The sequence below is a fragment of the Occallatibacter sp. genome (assembly GCF_035317045.1).
Taxonomy (GTDB): Bacteria; Acidobacteriota; Terriglobia; order Terriglobales; family Acidobacteriaceae; genus Telmatobacter.
The window spans coordinates 156,226-182,071 of sequence record NZ_DATHHT010000011.1; the positions used below are offsets into that span (position 1 = coordinate 156,226).

Below are 25,846 nucleotides of genomic sequence, written 5' to 3' on the forward strand. Positions count from 1 at the left end.
TACATCAGGGGTGATTCCCGGCGGCATAGAGTTGTTGACCAACTTTTCGACCGCTGGCGTCGAATCGCGCCAAGTGAATTAGTCCGAATCTGTGCAGCACAAAGGTGAGCGTGGTGACCAGAACGCCCAAGCCATACTGGATGCTGCGCTTGAAATTGATCGAAGACGCCTCCTCGAAGTACTTCGTCGGGCAAGAGATCTCGCCGATTCGGAAGCCGAACATCACTGCCTGGGCGATCATCTGGTTGTCGAAGACAAAGTCGTCGGAGTTCTCTAGAATCGGGAGCGTCTCAAGCAGTTTGCGCGAAAATGCCCGGAAACCCGTGTGGTACTCCGACAACTTCACGCCCAGGAACAGGTTCTGCAATGCCGTGAGGAATCGGTTTGAAATGTATTTGTAAATCGGCATTCCGCCGCGCAATGCTCCGCCGCCAAGAATGCGCGAAGCAAGAACCATATCGTAGACACCGCTGGCGATCATACCCGCGATGGCTGGAACCAGCAGGGGCGTGTACTGGTAGTCAGGATGAACCATCACGACAACGTCCGCACCCGCAGCGAGCGCTTCGCGGTAACAAGTTTGCTGGTTGCGGCCGTATCCGTAATTTGAATCATGGACAAACGTCATGACGCCAAGTTGACGGGAGAGTGCCACGGTCTGGTCCCTGCTCGAGTCATCAACAAGGATTTTGATGTCGACCAGATCTGACAGTTCGCGCACAGTCATTTCCAACGTTTTTTCCGCGTTGTACGCTGGCATGACGACCGCGATGCGTTTTCCGTTGATCATTGTTCAACACCATACCCACTGAGCTCTATTTTCACATCTTTGCCCACGCTGCGGATTCGCCTGAAGGCACCGCAGTAACCTTCTCTGCCATTGGGTATGGAGTGACCTCCGCCGAGGGTAAATCCGGTTGAACCAACCATGCTTTTCGGTTCTTGTAGTACTGAAGGAGTTCCTTATTATCTGCGTCGCCCATATCGCGAGCCCAGATTACCTTGGACCCATCGATGTCTGCAGCATTGAACACCCATTCATCCAGCGTATCGTGGTTGGGGGCGTATCGAACGATAGCAATCTGGCTGCCGGGAATCTGCTCAAGTTGATCTTCCACGATGGAGCGCTGCGTGACGAAATGATCGGGGCCAAACCAATTAAGAATCCAGGTCGCCACCGGTCGCTCCGGGACAGGGCAACCCAGTTGCTTGTTGAAGGGGCGCACGCAAACCATCAGAATGCAAGTAGCAACTGAAAACCGGGCCAAGGCCATTCCCACGTCCAGCCCTCCCGGTCTCCAAAGCCGCAGATGACGCATCGCTTGCAATCCCAGCGCGTAAAATGCCGGTGTAAGCGGTGCCAGGTAGTGCGGGAAGAGATATATCTCAATCGTCATACCAGCCGCCAACATGAGCAGACATATGACGAGTAAGCGGATGCGGCTGTCGCGCAAGACCCACGGAATCATGAACAACGGCGGGATCAAGGCGAAGCCGGAGAAAAAGTACACCCCTCGAATGGCTTTAATCAGCGTAATCGCAGGGAATCCTGCAATGGAATGGACGCGGTAGTAGTCAAGGGCGTCAGTCTTGTAAAAGAGACGCATTTCCGGGTGACGATAATGAGGTTCGGGACGGGGCTTCTCCCATACGTAATAGGGGGTAGTGGCGTAAGTTGCGCGGTTAATTGTGTACGGAAGTGTAAGTGGACTTCCGAACGCTCGGTAGTTGTAGTACCCCAGCCACCCAGCTGCTCCAAGAAGCAGGACCAAGGATGGTGCCGCCCGCTTTAAGAGCGTCTGAACCGGCGGCCGCCTTGCTGTCGCGGACGAGTGGAGGAGAGACACTGCGACCGGTATGCAAAGAAGGAGTCCCTCGTAGGGGCGAGAAAGACCCAGAATTACGACTCCGACGCCCATCAATAGCAGGTTGTACGCGCTCCGATCTTTCCTGAATCGCGGCAGGCTCCCAAGCACCAGCGCCCCTCCGAGCGCAGAGATCGGTCCGGCATTGTCGTACGTGCTCGTCCAATAGCTGAAGAGCGCGATCCTCATCACAGCCAGGAACCCACCCAGCAACGCCCAGGATGGCGGGAGCCACGCCTGAAGCATCCAGCACACGGCCGCACACATCGCTGCGCCGCCGATCAGGACGCCAAACCAAGGCTGCCCAAACAATACTTTTCCCGCGGCTAGAACCAAGCCCTGGGCAGGGAAATACATCGACATGTATGTCGGAACCATGTCGACATGTATGGTTTCAAAATGGACCCACATTGCCGGCGTGGGATTGGTCAAGCGCCCCTGACAAAACGTATCAGCGGCAAGCAGGTTACTGAATTCGTCGGGGCGGAGAGGGATCGGAATTGGAAGAATGGGAAGAATTGCAAGCCGCAGCACGAGAGCAGTGAGACCTACAACTGCCGTCGCGGTTTTAGGCTTTCGGGCAAGAACACGAAATTGGCTCTCAATTCGCGAGAACAGCCCGGCGCAAATTCGGGGCCACCCAAATGCGCATCCCACGAGAATCGCGGTAACTGCCCCTTCAAGGCCGATGAGCGGAAATGTTCCCGTCAAAGCAGGAGGGGATGAGAAGGACATGAGAACGATACCGAGATTATAGAAGAAGTGTCCTCTCCGTAAAAACAAAACTCGTAAACAGAAGGCTTTTTCGCGCCCTGTTTACGAGTTTTGCTTGGTAATTGATCTGGCGGGATCCCTCACAATAACGAGAGATCATCCCGGACTACATGTTGTTGTTAAGGGTAACCGCGATTTGCGAGAATGCGTTGTTCAGGCCCTTGGCGAGAATATTCATACCGGTGATCGCACCGAAGGCAATCAGAGCAACGACGAGCGCATACTCGACGAGGTCCTGACCTTCTTCGCGCTCAACAAACGTTTTTGCGGTGAGATACATCTTGATCATCAGATCGTTCATTCGTGATTCTCCATTTCCTGGGTTGGGTTCCAGTCATAGACTGGTGGTCGTGCATGGTGAGCAGGTGTTGTGCCTTGTTTTTAGCACTTGGATTTATTAGAAGTCAATCACTTATAAAAGTGCATACCACGAAAGACGTAACCTTGGTATCTCCCGGATACTTGACAAGATAATGTACTTCCTTGTAACACGAAAGTGTTATTCACAAATCTTCGGTTGCGTGAGAGTGGCCAACTTCGGGCGAGAATCCTCGATTCCCTCCTCTTTTTCACAGGGCTACTCCAGCTTGTTGGGCGGAAATTCCGGCCGACCCCAAGGTATGATCGCGGTGGGTATCCCTCAGCGGCTTCGCGACCGGCGGATCTCAATTGCGCTTGGAAGCATATTTCCTCATGACGCCACGTTCACGGATTTACGAGCGCGCACGAGCAGCACTCAGGACCGGGGCTTTTAGGGCTTGGTTCCGCGCAACGATCAACAGCGCCAGACCAGCGGCGCCGATGACGGGCATACCTACGTGAAGTCCGGCAACAAGCGGCACCAGGTAAGCACAGATGGCACAGGTTAGGACCACTATTCTGAACGCTCGCCCGGTTGAATCCTGAGCGGCATAGTTGAGAAGCATCAGGGCGGGGAGCACTAGTACGGCTCCGTCGTGCGGATAGAGGTGATAGCTGATCATAATGGCCAGAAGCACCTGAATCGAAAAGCGCAAACTCAGGCTCTTGTACCGGCTCAGCCGCGCGTCGACCCAAATGAGAAGGGCTATGGAAGCAACGAGAGTGAGGATTGTAAGCCAGAACTCGGGCGCGATTCCTGAACCAGCAACATGAAACAGTCCGCGGAGATTGGGCATGATGGCCTCCGTGCCGAGTTCCTCCGGTGCTTTCTTGCCATATCCGGTGACCTGGCGAATGTAGGTTTCAATTCCGCCGAAACCAACGAGCCACAAGGCTATGAAGAAAAGCACAACGCATCCGGAGATAAACCCGGCTAGGCTTCTCCAGCGCCTTTCGAGAATAAACCAGAATGCCAGCGGGATGACCAGGACAAACTTGAACATTCCCATCGCAAGCAGAAAGCCCGCGCGAAAATCATGATGCTTCTCAAGGGAACGATAGCTGAGAGTCAGCAAGACCAGCAGCAGAACGGAATTCTGACCTTGCACAAGAGCCACCAGAAGCGGAAAGAAAGTGGCGACCAGTATGAGTAGATATGGATAACTGCCGTTCAGCCGGGGTATGTGGGGCGACAAGAGGAATACGCTCAGGAACAGGCACCCCAAATTGCAGGCCCACCACAACGGGTAAGCGATGCGGAACTTGAACAGAGCTAGCACAACGTAAATGATCATCTCGTACGGAGGATGCATAGTATCCGACGGATACTCCTCCTGAGCATTCAGCCAGAGCTTGTGCCCCTCTGAATTCAGGGACGGAAAGCGGGTGAACAAATCGGGAAAGCGCTCATGATCAAGCCTTCGGCCAGCCTGATACAGCGCCGCGAAATCCGGCTTGCGAGCCTGGAAGCGCTGCATCGCATAGAACAGGCCCACCTGGAATCCGATGATTACGAGGGCGCTAAACAGAATCAGCCAGCGCTGTTTTGCCGATGGCACCCTGGACCTCTCTCCCGAACGGAATCGACGACCGCCACCCGATGTCTCAATGAACGATCACAACAAGCGCAGCCGAACCTGTAACTCGCAACCTCGGGTGGTACCGGTAGGTACTCCGTGGATTCATCGAGATGGGTACAGCTGTTCGAGCGCCAGCTGATAATCACCTTTGATAAATCCGTGATAGATCCGGAGCATGAGTGGACCGCATTCTGCCCATCCACAACATTCGTTTATATCCGGTTTGTTATCTCCAGAGTGTCGCCGCACTCAGTTTGCGTGTTTCGGATGGTCCCGGCAGGAAGTTCGATCACCGAATGAGCGGTCAAGCATGCTGAAATCCGCCATGGACGTACGCTATCTCTTAGTTTCTTAATCCTGAGTGTCCGGTCGAGATAAACCAGATCGATTGAAAACTTCATGAAAAACGTGTGAACCGCCTCGCAAGGGACTATCCACATCCCCTCTCCGCGTCCGAGGCCCGTGCGGCCCAGTAGGCCTTTCGAGCGCTTCGGCCCGCTGTGTGCCAACTCCGCGTGATCAGCGAGTTCCGTCGACCGTGTCCGATTACGAATCACGATCCATGGTTGTTTTGAGGATTTGAGCGCGTCAGCCAATGCGCTCATCGCAGTTCCCGGCGGTATAGACGAATTCATTTCTGCTCAAGCTGTCTCAACAAACCCTATTAGCGTCCCTGTTCGTATCCCTTGCATCGGATCGACAATCGAACCGCATTTGAATCCGGCCTGGAATTCCTTCACTATTAGCACCCCAGCGTTCGTTGCACGCTGGGGCAGAGCAAGAAGCCACCGAATTTGGAGTTGACGTGACCCACCCAGAATTACTGCGGAGCAGGTTGGCTTGAAGCGGAGGAGCCACCACCGCCACCACCGACACTCATTCCTCCGCCTTCAACGATAAGCGGTACTTCCGGCTTCTGACTCTCGACCAGCTTTTCGACTGGTATCGTCGCTGGCGGAGGCGGAGGTGCAGTTCCAGCAGCCTTCAAATCTGGTGTGTGCATCGGAATCGGCGAATTTGGAGGCAAGAACCCTTCTGGAAACTTCAACTCTGGTATAGGCGTACTGGCGTCGATCGGGTTCACAATCTCGGGAGTCACAATAATGATCAACTCTGTATTGGACTTTTGCCTTTGCATCGTTGTGAAAAACTTGCCCAGAATTGGAATATCGCCGAGAAAAGGAATCTTCTCGAAATTGGCTGTCTCGCGGTTATCGAGCAAACCGCCGATCACGAAGCTCTGCCCATCGGCGAGTTCTACTTCTGTCTTAACCCGTCTTATGGTCAAGGCAGGAACCGTCGCGCCGCCGATGTTGACCGCGTTCGCGAAATCAAGAGCGCTGACTTCTGGTGCAACCTGTAGCCGGATCGTGCCACGATTCGTGATCGTTGGCAGGAAGGAGAGCAGAACGCCATATTGCTTATATTGGATGGTAATCGGTGCAGAACCGCCCCCGGTGGCCCCCGTTTGCGCGACCGGATAGGGATATTCACCGCCAGCGAGGAAGCTGGCCTGATGTCCGTTCTTCGCCAGGACATTTGGTTCAGCGAGAACTTCCGCCAGACCCTTCTGTTCGAGCGCTTGCATCGTCGCACCGAGATTGATGCCCGGGTAGAACGCAAAGAGATTTAACGGCGTGACACTACCAATAGTTCCAGTGGTCCCCGTGATTGTTGGGATCGTCGGCGTGAACTGGCCAGTCGTAAGCGAACCAATCGTGTTGCCGAACCCCGTGCTGAAGATATTGATTCCGAGTTGCTTCTCTTTCGTTCGGTCAATACTGGCAAAGCGAACTTTGAGAAGGATCTGCGGCTCTGCTGCCGGCACATTCACGTTCAACAGGTTCACAACTTTGCCGGCGGTTGAAGCAACCATCACAGCGCGATCTGAACTATTCAGATTGCTCACCGTCCCGCGCAGGAAGATTACCCCGTTGTCCTGGGAAACCCTGACATTCTGTCCCGGCAGTTCTGCGCGCAGTTCGCGGCGAACGCCCTCCAGCGTGTCATTTGAAGCGAAATTGCTTGGCCTTACCGTGACATTGAAAAATTGCCTGCCGCCGCTTTGATCCCAAATGATCAGGCTGGTCTCTCCGGGTGCTTTGCCACTGAGAAGAATCTGCGTCGGGCTTACGGCCTGCGCATTGGCAAAGTCGCCCATTCCCACAACGATGCGCGTTACAGGCCTAGCAAGATCAAGCACAACCGATTTACCCACTGCGAGCGACAAGTCGTTTGTCGAATCTTGACTGTTCGATGCCGCCGGCTGGGCTCCCGGCGGGGGTGCCTGGGCCATCATGGCCGCTTCGGCACAGAATACAAGTGTCAAAGCGCTGACACTGGCGATAACGATCCCAGCTTTTGCGTTCACTGTTTCCCCCCGGGCGCTGCAAATTTATCTTCGGTTTTGGTGGTTCCATTGATGACGGTAACCGTAAACGTATCTGCCGCTTTCTTGCGGGGCGCGACGCGGCCGGTCAGTTTGGGCTTGGTCGCCGGCGCATTCTGATCCAGAAACAGATTCGTCATGGCCGTTCCTTCCACCGGTGCGACCTTTGTGTCGAGTGGATTCCGCAGAACGAGCTGAATGCGCGTCTCATTGCTGGCGAGTGCCAGCACTTGGGCCTGCTCGGGCGTTACCAGCAGGTTCACAACCTGCACTTGCTGGGGTTTACCCTCGGCGTCCTTTTGAATATCCGTGCCGGCCGAAAGAACCTCGATATTCTGAAGGACGGTCCTTACCTGGGTGTTGTTGCCTCCTCCGCCTCCACTGGTAGCGGTGGTGGGAGGAACACCCGAAATCAAAACATCGACGCGCATTCCCGGAAGGACGAAACCGGCAACGCCAACCACCTGGTCGACTCGAACAGCGATTGCCCGCATGCCGTCTTTGATGGTTGCGGCCAAGCCGCCTCCGGAGCCCATGGGGGCGAGACGATCATCCAGAATCGGTTCGCCGCTGTAGATGGAAGAAGTAACTCCGCGGCCGATTGCGTTTTTGGCATCCAGAATCGCACTCTTCGGCGCCGTGCCCATGATCTGAATTGTGGTCAAATCGGGAGCGCTCAAAACCGTGCCGATTTTGATGTCTCTGGCAGCGGCAACCACGCGAGTGGATGGTTGCGGTTTAGCAGCAGCAATGCGCGTGCCGACCAACCGGTAGACGAGCACGGAGCACAGTGCTGCCACTACAAATGCAGCAAGGAGAATGGTTACCAGTCTTCGGTTCATCAGAATCCTGTCTTCGCGAGGTGAAGCGCCCTGTTTTCTCCTCCTCTGCCCTTATCGCGCAGGCACAGGTAGAAGTGGCCTCTTCACACAGAGTTAGTGGTCGAAACGGTGAACTTCCTGCTCGGGTGAATGCCGCTAGAGTATAGCATTATGTGGCATTTCGAGTGCATCGAATTTAGCGCCTCCAAACCGAAGTACCTAGTAAGCCACTTAACGAAATAACCGCGTGAGCCTTGGGCCTACCTTGTTCGGTTTATTCGGTTTTGTCACCGTATCTCCTCATGGCTGGGGTTTGCTGTCAACAGTACCAAAGCGTTCCCAAAAACATTGGTGAAAACGCTCCAGTTCGAAAGCAAGTTTCAGAGAGAATTCCGAACTGACCAAAGTGTTTCGCATTACCTAAATGCCCTTGTCGAGTTAACCATCTACGCGCATACTTGAACTACGTTTGCCTAGCAGACAAGGATCACGCGACCATACAGCTGTGACCTTTCCCGGGTGTAGCTTCGCCCGCTCCGTAAGTCCGGAGTGCCTCGAGGTTCAACACTCAACCAGAAACTGCACCTGTTCCCCGTGAAGTACGAGCAGGTCATCATCAGGAGAGAGGATCCCCCGGCGAATGAGGTCTTCGCGAACGATTACCCTATTTACGCTGCAGCCGGAACTACGCCGAAGTCCGTCGGCGCTGGTGGCGTCTGTCGTGACGCACGGCTCGGCGATCTTCCTGATACTCTCCGCCTTTCTCTTCGCTCCGCAGTTTCGGCTCAATACACCGGACGTCTACATGATGCAGCACGTCAATCTGGATATGCCCTATCCGCCGATTCCGAAGGGCGGCGGAAGTGGGAGCATGAATCCAAAGTCTTCCTCATCGGCCGCTGAATCGTCTGCTCATGAGGAGCTAGCCGCCCCCGCGTCGAGCCGAGTTCGTTTCATGCGCCGCAAACTGGCCGCGCAAACACTGATTGATCCCGATGTAGACCCAAACAAAATGCTGCCGAAAGAGACTCCTCTTCCTGCGATGTTGCTCTGGTCTGGCCATCGGCCCAAGGTCCAGGTTCTCACTCCTCCGAAACCGCAGCCTCCCTCCGTTACGCTCGACAAGCCGAAGTTGAACTTCCCCAATAAGGAAGTACAGATTGCCGATCTGAACGTATCGTCGACCAGCTTTCAGTCGAAGCTCCCGATGCCGATACCGGCCAATTCGTCTCCTGTCGTTCTGAAACGCGACCTGGAAGTGCAGCGAGTTCCGGAAACGAGTTCCGTGGCCTCCATCGATCCCACACCTGCCGCGATACTTTCCGCTTCTGACCTTCATATGAACCAGGGCACTGTCACCATGCCTGGCGCAAACCAATCTGCTGAAGGTTCAGACCAAGGCGGACTCGGAACCGGTAAGACACCGAATGCTCTGCAAAATGGCTCGGGAGATACGGGCAGCACCGGCACGGCGAAGGGCTCAGGCAAAGGACAAAGTGCAAGCGGTGGCAAATCCGCCGGGCCCGGAACGGGCGGCGCTCAGAAGGGCGCCGGAAATGGCACTTCAGGAAGCGGTTCGCAGGCAGGCGACGGGGGGGGCAAAGGCACCGGCCACAACCCTGGCGCAGGCTCGGGATCATCGAATGGCCTTGGCTCCGGCAGCGGCGATAACGGTGCGGTCACCCGCATCAACGTGCCAAAGAACGGCCAATTCGGAGTTGTTGTAGTCGGATCGTCTCTTGACGAGCAATACCCCGAAACACAGGATGTATGGAAAGGCCGACTGGCCTACTCGGTCTACTTGCACGTGGGGCTGGAAAAGAGCTGGATCCTTCAGTATTCACTTCCGCGTGCCGCCGACTCAGCCAGTGCGGGCAGCGCTCATCTTGCAGCCCCATGGCCGTACTACATTGTCCGCCCGAACCTGAATCCCGATGACGCCGATTCGGATGCCGTTATGGTTCACGGGTTCGTCGATGAAGCCGGTCATTTCGAAAAGCTCTCAGTCGTGTTTCCGACCGATCTCGGCTATGCGCGCGAGCAACTCGTGCTGGGTGCCCTCCAGCAGTGGCAGTTCCGCGCCGGCACCAATGACGGCCAGGTCGCGAAGCTCGAAGTTCTTCTGATTATTCCGGAAACCAATCAATAGCCGCTCGAACAGTCACCGATGAGATTGCGGCGATTTTCCTGACAGCCCGCCTGTCGCAGGAGCCGCGAAAACTCCTTAAACTCTCCTGAGGAACGTCTTCATATGTCCGTTGGAATCGGGATGTTTCAGGGATTACGGATACCTGTTTCAGGGATTCTTGAGCCTGCATGTTCTCTGAAGACAGATTGCTCATTGTTGCAGGGCAAGTGGGCATTGGCGGCATTCCTCTCAGCTTCCCAGTCTTCGATGGGTTATCTTCCCGGTATACTTCGTTCGATCACGTCTTGAAATCCAAGGTCCAGGAAAACAGGCGAAAATGGCGCGAGAACTTTCCCAAACAGAGAAAAAGTCGTCAATGATTGTGGCACCGGGCGGTTCCGAATCCGGGAGTCGCCGATGGGCTTTTGCCGGTGTGATGTCAGCCGTCCTGCTGCCAGTTTTCCTTTTCTACTTCAACCTGTTCAGGACTGCGCTGGATCTTCCGCTCCTGGATGACTATGAAGCCATTCTCGGGTTCATGAATCGCTGGGCGACCAGCCCAAGCATCACCGACAGGCTCTTCTGGTTCCTGACCTCCCAACACGTCGAGGTGAAACTGTTTCTTCTCCACGCCATCGTGCTTGCCCAGTACGCCGTGCTGGGACACGTGAACTTCCGGTTCCTCTCCCTGTTTTCCGAAGGGCTCCTGCTTGGCCTCGCCTATCTGTTCTGGAAGATGTTCATCCCCAGGAGCCCGGATAGGCTGTTGCGCCTGACGCTCTTTCTTCCGGTCACGTTTCTCCTGTTCCAACTCCAGTATTCCCTCGAACTAAGCGTGGTGACTCCGGGGATGGCGCATATAGCTGGCCTTCTTTTCTCGCTCGCAGCACTTTACGAACTGAATCGCGACAATCACAGGTCGTTTGTGGCTGCACTGGCATTCCTGCTGCTCGCCGTTGCGTCGTTCGGCAACGGGTTCATGGTCGTTCCGATTGGAATGTTGATTCTGGGGCGAAAACGGCGGTACAAGGAACTGGGGCTCTTCCTCGCGATCTCCCTGGCATGCGCGGCAATCTATGCGTACCGGTTCGACTTTCACGTGCCGGAGGGCGGCGTAATCTCGATGCCACAATTCAACTGGTTGACCATCCCAAGAGACTGCCTCTATGTCGCGTTTTTCCTGGGAAGCGCCGGCGGCGTCAATTCCCATTTCCCGCCGGGTGCTCTCATCCTCTGCATTTTGCTTGTTGCGACGTTTGCATGGATGCTTGCAACGGGCCAGATGAGTAAGAATTACTTGCCGTTCGACTGTGCGCTGTTCCTCCTGCTATCAGCCGCAACCGCGGCAAGCCGTAGAGCAGCTTTCGGCGTAACGCAGAGCCTCAACTCGCGATATTCGCTCTACTCCATCACCTGCGTGATTCTGCTTTGGATACTTCTTGTCGAGAGGTTTCTTCCACGCCTGCGGCGTCCCTGGGACAATGGATTATTCTTGGCGGTAATGGCGTGTTCCGTTCTTTTTTCCTTCTCCTGGGACATGATCGGCATGGCATCGATTCGCCAGCGAAACGACAGCGTCGTCACCGCCATCACGAGATTCCAGCATCCTGACCCGAATGCGCCTCAACGATATCCGGTTCCGCCATACCGCTACCCCGGACCCAACGGCGAAGCTGACGGAGTGAAATTGCGCGAACGCATGCTCTCGAACCTGAATCTGTCGGCCAAGCTAGGTATTTACCGTCCGCATTTCTAGACAGCGATTCTAGCTGCCATCTAGAAAGAAATAATAGCCGCAGGGGAGAATGCGGGGATTCGATTCATGGCGATTGGATATGGCTGCGTCGTGTCTAACATATTCCCGCTTGGGAGCTGATTGAATGCAGGTTGGGTGTTGATTCACTCAGCGACCGCTACTGCGATCAGGCTTTGGCCGATTGGAGGCGGACAAATGCGCGATTCGAAGCCATGGACCACCGGAAATATCGCGCGATCAAACCATCTCACCGCAGCGACGTCGAAGGATCGCTTCTTCAATAAACAAAAGCTGACCCACCACGCAAAGTAACCAACGATGTTGTAGTACCGAAGCCGCTCGATTCTAAACCCAGCCTTCTTCAGCATCGTATGCAGTTCGAGACGGGTGTAGCGGCGGAAATGACCGAAATCCCTGTCAATCGGCGCGTAAATCTCCGGCCGTGCAGGAACAAACAGACAAAGCTTACCTCCCGCTGGCCGCAACAATCGGTGGTAAGCAACCAACTCCTCGATGTCCAACTTGATGTGCTCCAGAACATTAATGCTCAGGATGGCATTCCAATTGGTCTCTGACTTCAAATCGCTTATCGTTCCATTGAGCAAATCGTGATGGGGTATAGTGGAAAGCAACTTCGCGCAAAAAGCGGGGTCGGGTTCAATGGAACATAGTCTCTTGATTTCGGGAATCTGTCGGAGTTCGGAAGTCATTTGGCCAATTCCTGCGCCGACTTCCAGTACATTTCCTTGCAAATACACCCTGAAATCGTGGAGCAGCGCCGCACGATAGTTCTTCGCCTCACTCAAGGCAGCGAATTCGAAATCAGCCGACTGCACCAATACGTTGGGCTGATTGGTCATCTGTCCCAGAAATTATACTTCCAGATGCACCACAGAGCGCGAAAACCATCTCGCCAGCCAATCTTCTTACCCTCGGCGTAAGTGCGGCCGCTGTAGGAGATCCCAACTTCAAATATGCGCGCTTTGGTCCTGGCTATTTTGGCAGTGATCTCCGGTTCGAAACCAAAGCGATTCTCCTTAACCCGAACCTTCTGGATCACTTCGCGCCGGAAAGCCTTGTAGCAGGTTTCCATGTCCGTAAGGTTCAAGTTGGTAGCCATGTTCGAACATGTCGTTAGGAAGTTGTTTCCGACCGAATGCCAGTAATACAAAACCCGGCGGGGATCCGCACCGGAGCAAAAACGCGAACCATAGACGACATCCGCCTTGCCGGACAAAATCGGCGCAATCAAGCGAGAATATTCCTGAGGGTCGTACTCGAGATCCGCATCCTGGATGATGACGATTTCCGAGGTCGCGTGTGCGATGCCGATGCGCAAAGCCGCTCCCTTGCCCTGATTCACTTCCTGCCGAATGAGTTTGATGCGCAAATCGCTTTGTGCGAGTGGCTGGAGCTGGTCCCAAGTGCCGTCCTGTGAGCCGTCATCCACAATGACCAGTTGTTCAACGTGGCTTTGCGACAATACCAATTCCACAATTGCCGCAACGGTGACGGACTCGTTATAAACCGGCATCACCACCGAGATGCACGATTCTATGTCGTCGTTCGATTTCATTGCAGACATCGTAGCAGCTTAAAGGCTTAAGAAATATGGCGCAGGCATGGACGTCTACAGAAAATCGGCTCCATGCCAACCCCGGGTTCCTTCCCAACTTCATGGGTGAAGCCGTTGGCTCAGGATGGTTCCTGCACACGCTGAATAAAGCGGTGCAGAGCCTTTCTGCCTACTCCAGTTTCAGGCAGTGGCTCTCCGCTGTTCAGATCGACAGTATTCGATGGAACAAAGCATAGCCCAACGCCGTCTGTGCCCCAGCGGATCACCTTGGTCAGAACCGAGATGAAATCATCTGGATCATCGCCATCAGTATTCGTCCGCTGCAGCGTCATCAAGATCATCGTTCCCGGAAACCATCGTTCGTCGGTCAGAAGATATAAGCCGTTCGTGCTGATATCCGAAATGTGAAAAGCCTGCGGAGCGCCGCCTGTCCAATAGTAGGCAACCAAGCCAGGCAATGGATGGCGCTTGGAACCGCGCCGATCTGTCGAAAGCCAGCGAAGAAAACGGATGAACCACGAAGCTTTTTGAATGGCGTCGGCATCGGCGCTGTCCTTCTGCGCGAGACGCTGCTGAGCACTCTCGAGTTCAGCTGCTTGGTCAATCTCTGAAGACGATTCCTTTACAGCAGCTGCTGACGACCTCGCCGCTGCGGATCCCGAAGCCAACGCATTGAAACCAGCTCCGTTTGAGGAGCGAGCCAGGCGCTCCTCCATTTCATCTGCGGCACAGATCAAGAGAACATCCCCGGGCTGTGTCTGCGTGGAAAAAATAGTGTGCCCGGCAAGCACCAGGACGCTTGCGGGCTGCTCCCGCGTCGGCTCGATTGCATGATTCGGGAAGGACTCGATCGCCTGAATGACGCGGTTGTCTTCGTCGAGGTAGATCAAATCCACTGGTGTGAGACCCTTTGTGGCCGGAACTCCCCGGAAAGGCGTCAGCCACAAGCCCGCGTCAGCTTGGATGGAGAGGCTGTCCATCAGAACCTTCAGTTGCTTGGCCGCGGTATCTGCAACACTCACGCCCAAACTTAGAAAGCTCGCACGCGTTTGGTTGTACACACAATACTTGCGGGTTTCCATGTTCTGCGCCTCTTCAGAAAGCTGCCCGGATGAAGGTCGGTACGAATGGGTCCGCTTCGCTCCGAACTCCAAAATTTGCCAGGAGACGCAGTAGTTTCGCCCGCGTCAATGTCACCCCGAATGAGATCCGCTCAATCGATCAACAGCATTCGATCGCACGAAGAGGAAAAGCCAGTTGAAGTCTACCACTAAAATCTATCGGCGCAGACGAGACAGCCCACGCATCGCCGCAGCGAAACGGCGCTATGCGAGGCAAGGGTGCCGGACAGAAACACGGATAAGATCCACCGTGTCTCCTTACGGCACCCTCGAAACAGGCCGGGTTACTTCACCCGTGTGCGACGACGCTGAATCAGAATGACCAGCACGATAACGAAAAGCACCCCGGCTACAAGCCGGATAATCGTGGTTGTGTCCATATCGATTCTCTCCCTTCATGGAATGGTTTAAGAACTAGTGACCAAAAAACTCTTTGAACGAATCCATCATGACCAGAACTGCGGGGCCAAGCACGACCACAAACAATGATGGGAAGATGAACAAAACCAGGGGAAACAGCAGCTTCACCGAAAGCTTTGCCGCCTTTTCCTCAATCTCCTGAACACGTTTGGTGCGCAGTGTATCGGAGTGGACGCGCAGCGTCTTGCCGATGCTGGTTCCGAACTGTTCGGCCTGCACCAGCATCGAAACCAGGTTACGGATGACGTCAACATCAGTGCGTTCCGCCATGTGCTTCCACGAGTCCGACCGGCCACGTCCCGCGCGCTGTTCAAGCGCAACAATTCCAAGCTCATCGCTGAGCGCCGGCTGCGCTTTGACCAGTTCAGCCGCCGTGCGCGCCGTCGCCTGGTCCAGGCTGAGTCCAGCTTCCACGCAGATCACAAGCAGATCCAGAACGTCGGGCAAACCCTTTCTGATTTCCGCCTGCCGGTGTGCGATCTTGCGCCCCAGCCAGAAGTCCGGCACGAGGAAGCCGATACCTGCCGCCAGGGTCAGAATGAAGAACGGGCTGAAATGCATCAAGCCGGTGACCCAAGACAGCACGATCAGGAAGAGGGGCGTCATCACTTTGGCGCCATAGAACGTCTTCACGGCGCTGTCAGAACGCATTCCCGCGCGGATGAGGCGCTGCTGCACGACTGAGATCTCGGCCTGGCTGCGGGGGAGAATTTTTTCAAATTGTTCAACCACGCCGCCGATCACATGGCGCGTCTCTTCCAGCGTGGTGGTCATCGTTTTCTTATTGGCACGCGGATAGAGCGCGGACGAGATGCGTTCCTGGATCTTGTCGCGATAGAAGATCAGCAGGCCGCCGCTGCCAATAAGAAGAAACGCGATGATGAATGAAACGATTGCAAATGTCATGTGTCCTCGCTAGACGTCCATGTTCACGATCTTGCGAATGATTAAACCGCCGATGACGATCATCGAACCAGCCGCATAGAGTAGTTTGATTCCGAGATCCTTCTTCCACAGGTTACTCATCAATTCTGGATTCACGAGATAAAGCAGGAATCCCAGAACCACCGGGAGCAACGTCAGAATCCATCCGGTCAAACGTCCCTGCGCCGTATGAGTTGCAACCTGACGCTTCAGGCGGAATCTCTCGCGGATTACCTGCGTCGTCTTATCCAGCACTTCGGCAAGGTTGCCGCCGCTTTCGCGCTGGATCAGAACCGCCGTCGCAACAATCTTTATGTCCTGCAAGGGCACGCGCGTAACCAGATTGTCCAATGCCGATTTCAACTCCAGGCCGTAGTTCATCTCGTCAAATGTCAGCCGGAATTCACCACCTACTGGGTCCGCACACTCGCGCGACACCAGGCCCATGGCAGCATTGAGACTATGGCCGACGCGGAGGGCGCTCACAATCAGCTCGATCGCTTCGGGCAGTCCCTGCTCAAACTTACCCAATCGCATCTTGCGCTTCTGGAAGACCCAGAACACAGGCCCTGCCCCAGTCACCAGTCCAATCACAAGACTGATAATCACCAGTCCGGTGCGCAGGTAAACCAGGTAAGCCGGCACAATGAAACAAATGCCGCAGAACAGGCTCAGGCCGCCTACCGTCCATTTCACATTCGCCTGGTACAGGAAGCGGCGAATACGAGGCGCCAGTTCGAGTTGTGAGAGGTAGCGATCAAGCCAGGGAATCGAACTCATCAGTTCGTTCTTGCGAACGTCAACGATGAGATCTGCCATCTCAGGCTTGCCGACGGCGATCGCGGACTCAAGCCTGGTCATGATTGCACGGGTCTGCTCCGTCGCTCCGGACCCACTGGCGGCCGCGATCAGAACAACTACCCCGAAAACTCCCAGGAACACGAGTACGATAATAATTCCCATATTTACCTCCGCAAACGCTTCGGCTCAGTTCACTTCCGTTACTTTCTCAAACAAGCTGGGCGGCAGGAAGATTCCGGCAGTACGCAGCTGTTCGAGGAACTTTGGACGGATGCGACTGGGCACGAATGCGCCCTGCACTCTGCCGTTTGGCCCGATACCCTTTTTCTGGAACGCGAAGATTTCCTGCATGCTGATGACGTTCTCTTCCATGCCGGTAATTTCATGAATGCTCACGCATTTGCGCGAGCCGTCGCTCAAACGTGATGCCTGCACCACGATGGTGAGCGCCGAGGCGATCTGAGCACGAACCGTCTTTTCCGGCAGGTTCAGGTTGGTCATCGCCACCATCGACTCAAGACGAGTCAACGCATCGCGCGCCGTGTTGGCGTGGACTGTGGTCATCGACCCTTCGTGACCCGTGTTCATCGCCTGGAGCATATCAAACGCTTCTTCGCCACGACACTCACCGATGATGATGCGGTCGGGACGCATACGAAGACAGTTGATAAGCAGTTGCCTCTGTCGGATAGCGCCCTGGCCTTCGACGTTGGGTGGGCGCGTTTCAAGGCGAACAATATTCTCCTGTGCAAGTTGCAATTCGGCGGCGTCCTCGATCGTGATAACGCGCTCGTTTTGAGGAATGTACTGCGACAGGATGTTGAGAAAGGTCGTTTTACCGGCGCCCGTACCGCCTGAGATCAGAATGCTGAGTCGCGCCCGGACCGCGGCCGACAGCAGTTCCATCATCTCGGCCGAAATACTCTTCAACTGCACCAACTGATTCGCCGCCAGCGGACCGGTACCGAAACGGCGGATCGACATGGAAGGGCCGTCGAGCGCAAGCGGCGGAATGATCGCGTTAACACGCGAACCATCCGGCAAGCGAGCGTCCACCATCGGCGAAGACTCATCAACGCGGCGTCCCACGCGCGACACGATGCGGTCAATGATCTGCAGCAGGTGCCGGTCGTCGCGGAATGAAGCATCCGCGCGCGTCAGCAGTCCACCTTTTTCAATGAACACATGGTCCTTGTCGTTGACCATGATGTCGGAGATCTTCTGATCCTTGAGCAGCGGCTCGAGCGGTCCGAGACCAAACACCTCATCCAGCAGATCAGTCTGGATCTTCTCCTGCTCATCGAAACTTAGCGGCACCCGACGGTCGCTGATGATCTCGCTGATAATGCTCGAGACAGCCTGACGCGCCTGACTGGAGTTGATGCGGGAGAGCTTCTCCAGATCGAGCTTCGACAGCAGCGTACGGTGTACCTCTGCTTTGAAGTTTTCCAGATTCATTGATTCCACGATGCGCCGTCCTCAATTACGAATTCCGTCAAATAACGGGGGATTATTTGAAAAGGCTGAAGCCTTTTCGCTTTTCCGGCTTGGGAGGCATCCCGCAAGCCGCTCGTGCCATGTCCTGAAGTACCCTTGAAATGCTTGAATCTTCGAGAGCCAGCGGTACTGCCTCGTTCTGCATACGCCGGACGTTGTAGTAGTCGCTGGGAATCTTCCACGCGATCGGTTTGGTGAGCGCCTTCTCGATATGTTCTTCATCCACGCCCATGGAACTCTTTACATATCGATTCAGCACGATCTCGAGTTTGGGAGTTCCTGACTTGAAAAACTCCGATATCAGCCGGTGCGAGTTGCGCAGTTCGGGAATCCCCGCCTGCATCACCAGATAAGCCGTATCGGCCTGTTCGAACCACACTGCGTCTGTCAAATCGAATCGCGATCCGGCATCGATCACCACAAACGAAAATTCCTGCCGGGCCACGTTCAGCATCTTGTCGATTGCGTCGTTACTTGCCTGAACCTGGGGAAATCTTCCCGGAGCCGCCAACACCGGAAGACCGGAGTTGTGGGTCGTGAGCAGCTTGGTGAAGAAGTTCGTATCCATGCGGTCCGCGTTTTGCAACGCATCCGCCGTGGAGAACTGCGTCGTCAATCCAAGACTGAGCGCCGCGTCACCCAGCGGCAGATCAAGATCAATCAGAACTGCGGTCTGCTGGCACTCCTGCACCAGGGCGACGGCAAAATTACACGCCACAGTGGTAACGCCGGAGCCCCCTTTTCCGCCAAGAAAGACCAGGATCTTCCCACCTGTCTTCTTTGAGGACTTGCCTCCCTGGCGGCGCGAGGACGCACGGATCAGTGCGTCCGAGAGAGCATTCGAGTCGATGGGATCCGACAGAAATTCGCGCGCACCGGCCCGCATCGAACGAACCATCAGGTTCGGATCGAGCCGAGACGTGTACACCATCACCGTGGTCGCGCTGCTTGAAGCAACAAACTCCACCAGTTCCAGGGCATATTCAACGTCAGATTCAAGGTCAATAATGACCGCGTCAAACGCCTTTTCGCCCAGCATCCTGGGCATCTCTTTCAGCGTCGGGGGATAAGAGGAGTATTCCCGCACAATCGCGGCATGCGAGCTGTTCAATGCGCTCGCAATTGTCCTCCTGCGCTGCTCACTAGGGCAGATCAGCGCGATGGACAGTACATTGCCGCCCAGGGGATCAGAGTCGTGCGTGTTGTCAGTCACAGAATCAAAACTCCCAAGTTCTTGCGCCAGAGTTACAGAGACACCGTATTCGGGGTTGTCAGCATACTCTAGTCGTTTTTCAAGCTCGTTCTCAATGAGAAAAGAAGGAAAGAAGAGTACCAATTGCAATCGCCGGAGCATAAGGCATCTTGCGTGCCTTTGGGTTGGAAAGCTGGAGGTCTTCGGGCGCATGCAAACCGCGCTTCTTCCACCCAAACAGCAAATCCCCAGCTCCCGTAAACATTTCTCCCATGAAGCCTCCGACGACCGCCCAGCCAAGGGCCATGATTCCGCCGGCTACTGCGATAAATACCAATGCGAAAACCAGTTGCTTCCACCAAATCCAGGCTCCGATTGCGGCGCAGAGCTTTACATCGCCCATCCCCATGCCGCCCATCATTGCCAGTACCCCGTAAATCATGCCGCCGAGCAGCATCCCCCCAAGGCTCTGTCCCAGGCCATTCCACCCTGCGACCCAGGTTGATACCACCAGCCCGCCCAGCAAGAACGGAAACACCAGCCAGTTTGGAATCCGCCGGCTGCGAATGTCAGTAACCGTCGCCACAACAAGCACGGCGAGGGTCGGCCACCAGGCATAAGGGTGTTGCAAATTCTGCCAACTTCCTCCTTCTCCGCTCCCGCGAAGATGGCTTGTCCGATAGAGCAATTCTGCCCTCATTTTCGCGCATGTCAACTCTCGCTGGATTCAATGCGTTACGTTGGGGGTATCGAGGCTAGTGTACACGGAAGTGCACATGGGGAGTACCCCTGTGCAATAACGGGTATACACCGGAGTAATGCCTAGATGGGGCTATGTGCAGGCCAAAAATAGAGGTTGGCCCCACTCTTCCATTCCCTGTATGAGTTCTCTCGAATCGGAACATCGGCGACCGGTTGTTCGATTCGCCTCCCCTCGAAATGCTTCGCCCCGTTTGACCGCTCCTTTGACCGCTCCAAGGAGGCCAATTGACAAGGATTGACCGGAAGGACGCCTGCGGGGTCCTGTTTGCTATCTGCATGCGAACTCCTTCGGTAACCGGCAGTTTGGCTCTGGACCGTTGTATTCTTCTTCTAATGTTCAGGCGACCCGCTTTTCTCCTTCTGATCCTGGCATGCGGACTGTCGCCTGCTTTCAGTCATGCCCAGTCAGATCCCGAATCGGCGCCACGGCCATTAAGTGCCCCACCGAAGCCGTCCCAGGCTGCACCGAAACCCGGTACCGGAGTCACCCCCAAGTCCGCTTCCGCTCCCGCGAAATCCATCCAGACCTCGCCCCGCGACCCGGACCCCGACCAGCCCTCGACCGGCACCCCTCCCCAGATTGTCGTTACTTCTCCGACAACACAGCCTACAGTCTGGACCTGGCACGATAAGGTGCTGTGGGGTGCGCTGCTCGTTCTTGTAATTCTGGGCTACATCGGCGTCATCCTGGCGTTCAAGATCCTCCAGAACATCCAGCGGCAGACCGAATTCGGGGTGGCCGCGGCGCAGGCAGCTCTGCAATGTGCAAACGCCGCGCTGGAAAGCTCCCAGGCGATCGTCGACTCCGGCCGGCCTTGGATCGTCATCACCATCGAACCTTTCCTCACGGTCGAGCACGGCTTCAAGGTAATGGCTACCAACCGCGGCCGCACGCCGGCCCGCATCCTCGCCAAGGCCGACTGCGTCAAAATCGCGTCCGATGAGACAAAACTGCCTGCGACGCCCGACTATGACAGTGGAAAATCAGCCACACCGTTTGAGCCCATCATCCTGCTCCCCGGAGAGTCTGCAGGCATCCGCCCCTTCCGCCGCGCCGACGTTCGATCCTACTGCGCCTCCGATGATCAGTTCAGACGCATTGAAAAATGGGAGGAGAAGCTCTTTATCTTTGGCCGCGTAATCTACCGCGACCTCATTTCCCCCCTTGATCAGCCGAACCATGAGACCGATTGGTGCTGCTGGTACGTATACGGAGATAAAGACGCACTCGTCATAGCCGGTCCCCCGGAATACAACAAGCACAACTAGGGGCTTGTAACTGAACCAACGTCTCCTGCTACGCGCAAGACATGGAAGTGCCGCCAAAGCAGCTTTAGGTACACTTCAGTTGGACCCTCCCCAAGGTCCGGCCCAAACCCCAAACTCCAGGAGTAGGAATGCCAGTCGTCGAACTCGCAGGAGTCACCAAGGCCTACGAGAGCAAAGTCGCGGTACGCGATCTGAGCCTCTCTATCGACGCGGGACAGATGTTCGGGCTCCTGGGGCCGAACGGCGCCGGTAAAACAAGTTCCATCCGCATGATGATGGGCATTACCATGCCCGACTCAGGAACGATCAAGCTTTTCGGAAAGCCGTTTGAGCGCGCGAGCCTGGAACGCGTCGGCTATCTGCCTGAGGAACGTGGCCTGTACAAGAAAATGAAGGTCATCGAGCAGCTTGTTTTCTTCGGCGAATTGCATGGGCTCGCTGCCGCCGAAGCGCGCAAGCGCGCGACCGATTGGGCAAAACGCCTCGACATTGACGACGCACTACCTAAGAAGACCGAAGAACTCTCCAAAGGAATGCAGCAGAAGATCCAATTCATCGGTTCGCTGCTGCACGATCCCGGCCTGATCGTGATGGACGAACCGTTCAGCGGCCTCGATCCCGTCAACGCCAAGCTTCTGGAACAGACTCTGCTGGAACTGAAGGACCAGGGAAAGGCCATCGTCTTCTCCACCCATCGCATGGATCAGGTGGAAAAGCTCTGCGACTCCATTTGTCTTATTGATAAAGGAAAGGCGGTCCTCTCCGGCCGCATGCGCGACATCAAGTCGCGCTACGAGCGCAATCGCATCATCGTGGAGTTCGAGGGAAGCGCCGAATTTCTCAAAAGCCCGGAGATCGCCGAAGCCAAAAACTTCTCCGGACATGCCGAGATCCGCCTCAAGGAACACGGTGATGCACAAAAGCTGTTACACGAAGCCTCGACAAACGCGCGGATCTTTCGCTTTGAAATGGTCGAGCCTTCGCTCGAAGAAATCTTCATTCAGACGGTTGGAGGGAAGGTCGATGCGTAACATCTGGCTGGTTGCGAGACGCGAGTACCTGGAACAGGTGCGTGGGCGCGCTTTCAAAATGACCACCTTCGGCCTACCCCTCATCTTTGCGGCCGTATTCTTTATCGGTTATCTCTCCAATCGCGGCCTTGGATCGGGAAGACACCTTGCGGTCGCCTCGAGTGATCCTGTGCTCGCGAATGAGATCAAGTCTCAATTGCTCGGAGACAAGGATGCCAAAACCCGAGTCGATGTTGTGGCGCCGGCTTCAACCGCCGATCATGACACACTTGTCAACGAAGTTCGCGCCAAAGCAATCGACGGCTTCCTTTGGGTGGAAACACCGTCGGGCCAGCCTCCCATCGCGACATATACATCGCAGTCGGCCGGCGATTTCATGACGGGCGGCCGCCTTCATGAAGCCGTCAATCACGCGATGCTCGACGCAAAGCTCACAGGCGGCGGCATGGCCCACGACTCGGCCGACAAGCTGGTCGACGGCATCCATGTTCAGACTTACCAGGTAAAAAAAGACGGCACCGTAGTAAAAAGCAATGTCACGGCCTCATTCTGGAAGGGCTACGTCATGGCCCTCTTGCTTTCAATGACCACGATGATCTACGGCATGAACGTCGCACGCTCCGTCATCCAGGAAAAGACGTCGCGCATCTTCGAAGTCATGCTCTCCATTACCCGTCCTTCCGATATGCTGGCCGGGAAACTGATCGGTGTAGGCGCCGTGGGCCTCACACAGATCGGGATCTGGCTGGTTGCCGGAACCATCCTGATCGGCACACCATACGCGGCTTCGTTCCTGAGCGGTGATCATGCGGTTCACATCTCCGCACTTGAAATGGTGCTCTTCCCCGTGTACTTCCTGCTCGGATACCTGCTCTACAGTTCGCTGTTCGCCGGTCTCGCGGCCACCTGCGAAACCGAGCAGGAGTTGCAGATGTACATGCCGCTCGCTGCTGCCCCGACATGGCTGAGCTTTTCGCTGATTCTGGTTGTTATCAACGATTCGAATTCGCTGTGGGCGATTGCCGGATCACTCTTTCCTCCCACCGCGCCCATCATTATGTTTCTGCGCATGGCTTCGGAGACTCCGCCAAAATGGCAATTCGCGGTCTCCATCGGGCTTCTGCTTGTCAGTATCTGGATGGTTCTGGTGATCTCCGCGAAGCTCTATCGCGTCGGAATCCTCATGTACGGCAAGCGCGCCACGCTGCCGGAACTGGTCCGCTGGCTGCGCTATAGCTGAGAGCGTCCGCTCAATTCGCGCGCGGATCGACCCGTGCGATTGGCGCAATTGCCGCAAGCCTCCAGCGTGTCCCTTTTTATCCGCGTAAGGCTATCTCACACGCGTAATAGTCACCGTCTGGTGAAGTCCCTCACCCCATTCGTTTTTGTGACTAACCCATTCGTGTGATTGAATCTGCGGCTCTCCGAAATATGATTGTCATGACTTAAGTAATGGCTGCTGACCGCAGATTTGATGTTCGCATTGGACCTTTGGTTAGCGCTGTTTCGACGTTAGCTGCCATGCCAGAAGTAGGGGGCGGCTATCCTACAGGTTGCGTGAATTCCTCCAGAGGGCTCGCAACCTGTAGCTTAATTTTCCCCATGCCATTCTGATAGCCGCGTGTTGAGCATACCTCAGCTTCGACGCCCATTGCTGAAATGCAGAACGCGCGACGCGTAAAATCAGGAAAGTGACCGACCAGGAGAGCACCAGATTTACCTTGAGCCAGCGGATTCTGCTGGCCATTGTGCCGCGCTGTGTATGGGCGCTCCTGTGGATCGTGGGTCTGACCTGGCGCTTCGAAGTCATCGCGGAAGATGGCGTAACGCCGGTCGTCTTCGGGCAAAAAGCAGGGCCTGAAATTTATTGTTTCTGGCATCAGTGCGTTCTTCCCTGCGCCATGTATTTCCGCCGTTCCGGCGCCGTGATTCTCATCAGCCGCAGCTTTGACGGCGAACTCATCACACGCGTACTTCGGTTGTTCGGCTTCGACGCTGTGCGTGGGTCAAGTTCGCGGGGCGCTCGCGAGGGACTCCTGGGCCTGAAGCGCGTGATCGAATCCGGACGCACAGCAATCTTTACGGCCGACGGTCCCCGCGGGCCAATCTACGAAACCAAACTTGGACCGATCAAGCTGGCTCAAGCCACAGGCGCACCCATCGGCGCATTTCACCTGCAGCCCGAGCATGCATGGACCCTGAATTCGTGGGATCGTTTCCTCATTCCCAGGCCGTTCACGCGCATTGTCGTGAGTTGGGCTCAGTGGACCCGCGTGCCGCCCGATTTGCCTGCAGAGCAATTTGAGGTCATGCGTCGGGAACTGAACGCCGCCATCGAACACGCAAGGCTGCGGGCTCTCGCACATCTCGGGCAGAAGGCATCATGACGGATTTGCGGGTCACAGATTTCGATTTTGAACTCCCCGAAGAATTGATTGCCCAGCAACCGCCCACCCAACGCGGTCAAAGCCGGATGCTGGCGATGGACCGCACGACCGGCGAGTTGCGCGACAGCCATTTCAGCGATTTCCCTTCCCTGCTGCGCGCGGGTGACCTTCTCGTGCTCAATGACAGCCGGGTGATTCCAGCGCGGCTCTATGCACGGCGAACCTTGCGCCGCGAAAAGGAAAAGCCCACCGGCCGCATCGAAGTGATGCTCACCGAACCCACGGGCGACAACCGCTGGCGCGCACTGGTGCGCCCCGGTCGCAAGATCACCATCGGTGAGCGCCTTGTCTTCCCCGACGTTAACGGCCAGATCGCGCTCGAAGCCGAGGTGCTGGAGCGCGGAGAATATGGCGATCGTCTCATCGAATTTGCACCCGTCGAAGACTTCTTCGGAATCCTCGACCGCATAGGGCACATTCCCCTGCCGCCCTACATCCATCGCGAAGATGAATCGGCCGATCGCGAGCGCTACCAGACTGTGTTTTCGCGAGAGCGAGGATCTGTTGCCGCACCGACAGCCGGGCTGCACTTCACGCCGCTGATGCTGGAACAGATCGCTGCGTGTGGGGTTGAGATTGCCCGCGTGACGCTCCACGTCGGTCTGGGCACCTTTGCGCCGTTGCGTGTCCAACGCGTCAATGAGGTCCGCCTTCATCACGAGCGCTACAGCATCCCAGCCGAGACGGCCGATGCCGTGAATCGCGCACACTGCGAAAGACGCCGCATCATCGCCGTCGGCACAACCGTGGTGCGCACCCTCGAGGCCGCAGCCAAGCGAACCGGATCGGAATTGCTCGCCGCTCACTCCGGGGAGACGAATATCTTCATCGCACCGGGCTTCGAATTTCAGTTGGTTGGGGCCTTATTGACCAATTTCCATCTTCCACAGTCGAGCCTGCTGATGCTGGTGTGCGCTTTTGCGGGCCGTGAGAGCGTGCTGGCCGCCTATCGTCACGCGGTGGATAACCGCTACCGATTTTTCAGCTACGGCGACTGCATGTTCCTCGCATAAGTGCATCCAAGTCTATGCAAGAGCGGCCACTGGAAACGTCTTCCCATAATGCAGTTTTGCTAGAGTCTCGGAAAACCCATCCTACGAATTACGATAGACTTACGCGGTGTAGTTGCATCG

The 25,846-nt window shown here is 55.8% G+C and carries 22 protein-coding genes; 7 read left to right on the plus strand and 15 right to left on the minus strand.

All coding sequences use genetic code 11. The annotated features are described in order from the left end of the window. Positions 1 to 4 precede the first annotated feature (4 nt). The 7 genes from VK574_RS04005 to cpaB form a co-directional block, all read right to left on the minus strand. Entirely contained in the window at positions 5 to 790 is a 786-nt protein-coding gene (locus VK574_RS04005) for a glycosyltransferase family 2 protein (protein WP_472798519.1), read from the minus strand. Between the two features lie 31 nt (positions 791 to 821). Beyond that, positions 822 to 2,297 carry a hypothetical protein gene (locus tag VK574_RS04010; RefSeq protein ID WP_472798520.1) on the minus strand — a complete coding sequence of 492 codons (1,476 nt, stop codon included), beginning with the start codon at positions 2,295 to 2,297 and terminating at the stop codon, positions 822 to 824. Positions 2,298 to 2,745: 448 nt separating this feature from the next. Further along, positions 2,746 to 2,940 carry a Flp family type IVb pilin gene (locus tag VK574_RS04015; RefSeq protein ID WP_472798521.1) on the minus strand — a complete coding sequence of 65 codons (195 nt, stop codon included), beginning with the start codon at positions 2,938 to 2,940 and terminating at the stop codon, positions 2,746 to 2,748. Between the two features lie 412 nt (positions 2,941 to 3,352). Further along, complete coding sequence (locus tag VK574_RS04020) at positions 3,353 to 4,558, minus strand: glycosyltransferase family 87 protein (RefSeq protein WP_472798522.1); 1,206 nt, start codon at positions 4,556 to 4,558, stop codon at positions 3,353 to 3,355. Positions 4,559 to 4,791: 233 nt separating this feature from the next. Next, positions 4,792 to 5,214 (minus strand): DUF192 domain-containing protein, encoded by a 423-nt coding sequence (locus VK574_RS04025; RefSeq protein ID WP_472798523.1) that lies wholly within the window; start codon positions 5,212 to 5,214, stop codon positions 4,792 to 4,794. A gap of 185 nt (positions 5,215 to 5,399) precedes the next feature. Then, a complete protein-coding gene (locus tag VK574_RS04030) occupies positions 5,400 to 6,950 on the minus strand; it encodes a type II and III secretion system protein family protein (protein WP_472798524.1) in 1,551 nt (516 codons plus the stop codon). Beyond that, entirely contained in the window at positions 6,947 to 7,810 is an 864-nt protein-coding gene (gene cpaB / locus VK574_RS04035; protein WP_472798525.1) for a Flp pilus assembly protein CpaB, read from the minus strand. Before cpaB ends, VK574_RS04030 begins: the two co-directional genes overlap by 4 nt. A 619-nt stretch (positions 7,811 to 8,429) precedes the next feature. On the opposite strand from cpaB, the gene VK574_RS04040 reads away from it, so the two are divergent. Together VK574_RS04040 and VK574_RS04045 are read left to right on the plus strand one after the other, a co-directional pair. After that, the gene (locus VK574_RS04040; RefSeq protein WP_472798526.1) at positions 8,430 to 9,938 is read left to right on the plus strand and encodes a hypothetical protein; all 1,509 of its coding nucleotides are present in this window, start codon (positions 8,430 to 8,432) and stop codon (positions 9,936 to 9,938) included. Positions 9,939 to 10,293: 355 nt separating this feature from the next. Further along, positions 10,294 to 11,673, plus strand: a complete 1,380-nt coding sequence (locus VK574_RS04045; protein ID WP_472798527.1) for a hypothetical protein — start codon at positions 10,294 to 10,296, stop codon at positions 11,671 to 11,673. A 143-nt stretch (positions 11,674 to 11,816) separates the two neighbouring features. Here the strand turns inward: VK574_RS04045 and VK574_RS04050 are convergent, their stop codons facing one another. The 8 genes from VK574_RS04050 to VK574_RS04085 all read right to left on the minus strand — a co-directional run bounded on the left by VK574_RS04050 (position 11,817) and on the right by VK574_RS04085 (position 19,835). Continuing rightward, on the minus strand, positions 11,817 to 12,533 hold the full coding sequence (locus tag VK574_RS04050; RefSeq protein ID WP_472798528.1) for a methyltransferase domain-containing protein: 717 nt from the start codon (positions 12,531 to 12,533) through the stop codon (positions 11,817 to 11,819). Continuing rightward, positions 12,530 to 13,258: a glycosyltransferase family 2 protein gene (locus tag VK574_RS04055; protein WP_472798529.1), complete on the minus strand. Its 729-nt coding sequence runs from the start codon at positions 13,256 to 13,258 to the stop codon at positions 12,530 to 12,532. The genes VK574_RS04050 and VK574_RS04055 overlap by 4 nt, the downstream gene beginning before the upstream one ends. A gap of 110 nt (positions 13,259 to 13,368) precedes the next feature. Continuing rightward, complete coding sequence (locus tag VK574_RS04060) at positions 13,369 to 14,331, minus strand: PilZ domain-containing protein (protein ID WP_472798530.1); 963 nt, start codon at positions 14,329 to 14,331, stop codon at positions 13,369 to 13,371. A 453-nt stretch (positions 14,332 to 14,784) separates the two neighbouring features. Next, the gene (locus tag VK574_RS04065; protein ID WP_472798531.1) at positions 14,785 to 15,564 is read right to left on the minus strand and encodes a type II secretion system F family protein; all 780 of its coding nucleotides are present in this window, start codon (positions 15,562 to 15,564) and stop codon (positions 14,785 to 14,787) included. 141 nt (positions 15,565 to 15,705) lie between these two features. Then, positions 15,706 to 16,677, minus strand: coding sequence for a type II secretion system F family protein (locus VK574_RS04070; protein WP_472798532.1), 972 nt, complete (start codon positions 16,675 to 16,677; stop codon positions 15,706 to 15,708). Between the two features lie 24 nt (positions 16,678 to 16,701). Then, positions 16,702 to 17,973: a CpaF family protein gene (locus tag VK574_RS04075; RefSeq protein ID WP_348262200.1), complete on the minus strand. Its 1,272-nt coding sequence runs from the start codon at positions 17,971 to 17,973 to the stop codon at positions 16,702 to 16,704. 52 nt (positions 17,974 to 18,025) lie between these two features. After that, positions 18,026 to 19,225, minus strand: a complete 1,200-nt coding sequence (locus VK574_RS04080) for an AAA family ATPase (RefSeq protein ID WP_472798533.1) — start codon at positions 19,223 to 19,225, stop codon at positions 18,026 to 18,028. 91 nt (positions 19,226 to 19,316) lie between these two features. Continuing rightward, complete coding sequence (locus VK574_RS04085) at positions 19,317 to 19,835, minus strand: A24 family peptidase (RefSeq protein WP_472798534.1); 519 nt, start codon at positions 19,833 to 19,835, stop codon at positions 19,317 to 19,319. Between the two features lie 464 nt (positions 19,836 to 20,299). On the opposite strand from VK574_RS04085, the gene VK574_RS04090 reads away from it, so the two are divergent. The 5 genes from VK574_RS04090 to queA all read left to right on the plus strand — a co-directional run bounded on the left by VK574_RS04090 (position 20,300) and on the right by queA (position 25,726). Continuing rightward, positions 20,300 to 21,235: a hypothetical protein gene (locus VK574_RS04090; RefSeq protein WP_472798535.1), complete on the plus strand. Its 936-nt coding sequence runs from the start codon at positions 20,300 to 20,302 to the stop codon at positions 21,233 to 21,235. Between the two features lie 128 nt (positions 21,236 to 21,363). Next, positions 21,364 to 22,266 (plus strand): ABC transporter ATP-binding protein, encoded by a 903-nt coding sequence (locus VK574_RS04095; RefSeq protein ID WP_472798536.1) that lies wholly within the window; start codon positions 21,364 to 21,366, stop codon positions 22,264 to 22,266. After that, positions 22,259 to 23,506, plus strand: coding sequence for an ABC transporter permease (locus tag VK574_RS04100; protein WP_472798537.1), 1,248 nt, complete (start codon positions 22,259 to 22,261; stop codon positions 23,504 to 23,506). The genes VK574_RS04095 and VK574_RS04100 overlap by 8 nt, the downstream gene beginning before the upstream one ends. A gap of 481 nt (positions 23,507 to 23,987) precedes the next feature. Then, positions 23,988 to 24,653, plus strand: coding sequence for a lysophospholipid acyltransferase family protein (locus VK574_RS04105; protein ID WP_472798538.1), 666 nt, complete (start codon positions 23,988 to 23,990; stop codon positions 24,651 to 24,653). Positions 24,654 to 24,658: 5 nt separating this feature from the next. Further along, positions 24,659 to 25,726: a tRNA preQ1(34) S-adenosylmethionine ribosyltransferase-isomerase QueA gene (gene queA, locus VK574_RS04110; RefSeq protein ID WP_472798764.1), complete on the plus strand. Its 1,068-nt coding sequence runs from the start codon at positions 24,659 to 24,661 to the stop codon at positions 25,724 to 25,726. Positions 25,727 to 25,846: the final 120 nt, after the last annotated feature.

Coding starts and splice junctions, on each gene's coding strand:
- VK574_RS04005 (WP_472798519.1), bottom strand. CDS start 790: ATGATCAACGGAAAACGCATCGCGGTCGTCATGCCAGCGTACAACGCG.
- VK574_RS04095 (WP_472798536.1), top strand. CDS start 21,364: ATGCCAGTCGTCGAACTCGCAGGAGTCACCAAGGCCTACGAGAGCAAA.
- VK574_RS04045 (WP_472798527.1), top strand. CDS start 10,294: ATGATTGTGGCACCGGGCGGTTCCGAATCCGGGAGTCGCCGATGGGCT.
- VK574_RS04100 (WP_472798537.1), top strand. CDS start 22,259: ATGCGTAACATCTGGCTGGTTGCGAGACGCGAGTACCTGGAACAGGTG.
- VK574_RS04090 (WP_472798535.1), top strand. CDS start 20,300: ATGTTCAGGCGACCCGCTTTTCTCCTTCTGATCCTGGCATGCGGACTG.
- cpaB (WP_472798525.1), bottom strand. CDS start 7,810: ATGAACCGAAGACTGGTAACCATTCTCCTTGCTGCATTTGTAGTGGCA.
- VK574_RS04015 (WP_472798521.1), bottom strand. CDS start 2,940: ATGAACGATCTGATGATCAAGATGTATCTCACCGCAAAAACGTTTGTT.
- VK574_RS04065 (WP_472798531.1), bottom strand. CDS start 15,564: ATGACCACCACGCTGGAAGAGACGCGCCATGTGATCGGCGGCGTGGTT.
- VK574_RS04050 (WP_472798528.1), bottom strand. CDS start 12,533: ATGACCAATCAGCCCAACGTATTGGTGCAGTCGGCTGATTTCGAATTC.
- VK574_RS04070 (WP_472798532.1), bottom strand. CDS start 16,677: ATGGGAATTATTATCGTACTCGTGTTCCTGGGAGTTTTCGGGGTAGTT.
- VK574_RS04060 (WP_472798530.1), bottom strand. CDS start 14,331: ATGGAAACCCGCAAGTATTGTGTGTACAACCAAACGCGTGCGAGCTTT.
- VK574_RS04075 (WP_348262200.1), bottom strand. CDS start 17,973: ATGAATCTGGAAAACTTCAAAGCAGAGGTACACCGTACGCTGCTGTCG.
- VK574_RS04055 (WP_472798529.1), bottom strand. CDS start 13,258: ATGTCTGCAATGAAATCGAACGACGACATAGAATCGTGCATCTCGGTG.
- VK574_RS04025 (WP_472798523.1), bottom strand. CDS start 5,214: ATGAATTCGTCTATACCGCCGGGAACTGCGATGAGCGCATTGGCTGAC.
- VK574_RS04040 (WP_472798526.1), top strand. CDS start 8,430: ATGAGGTCTTCGCGAACGATTACCCTATTTACGCTGCAGCCGGAACTA.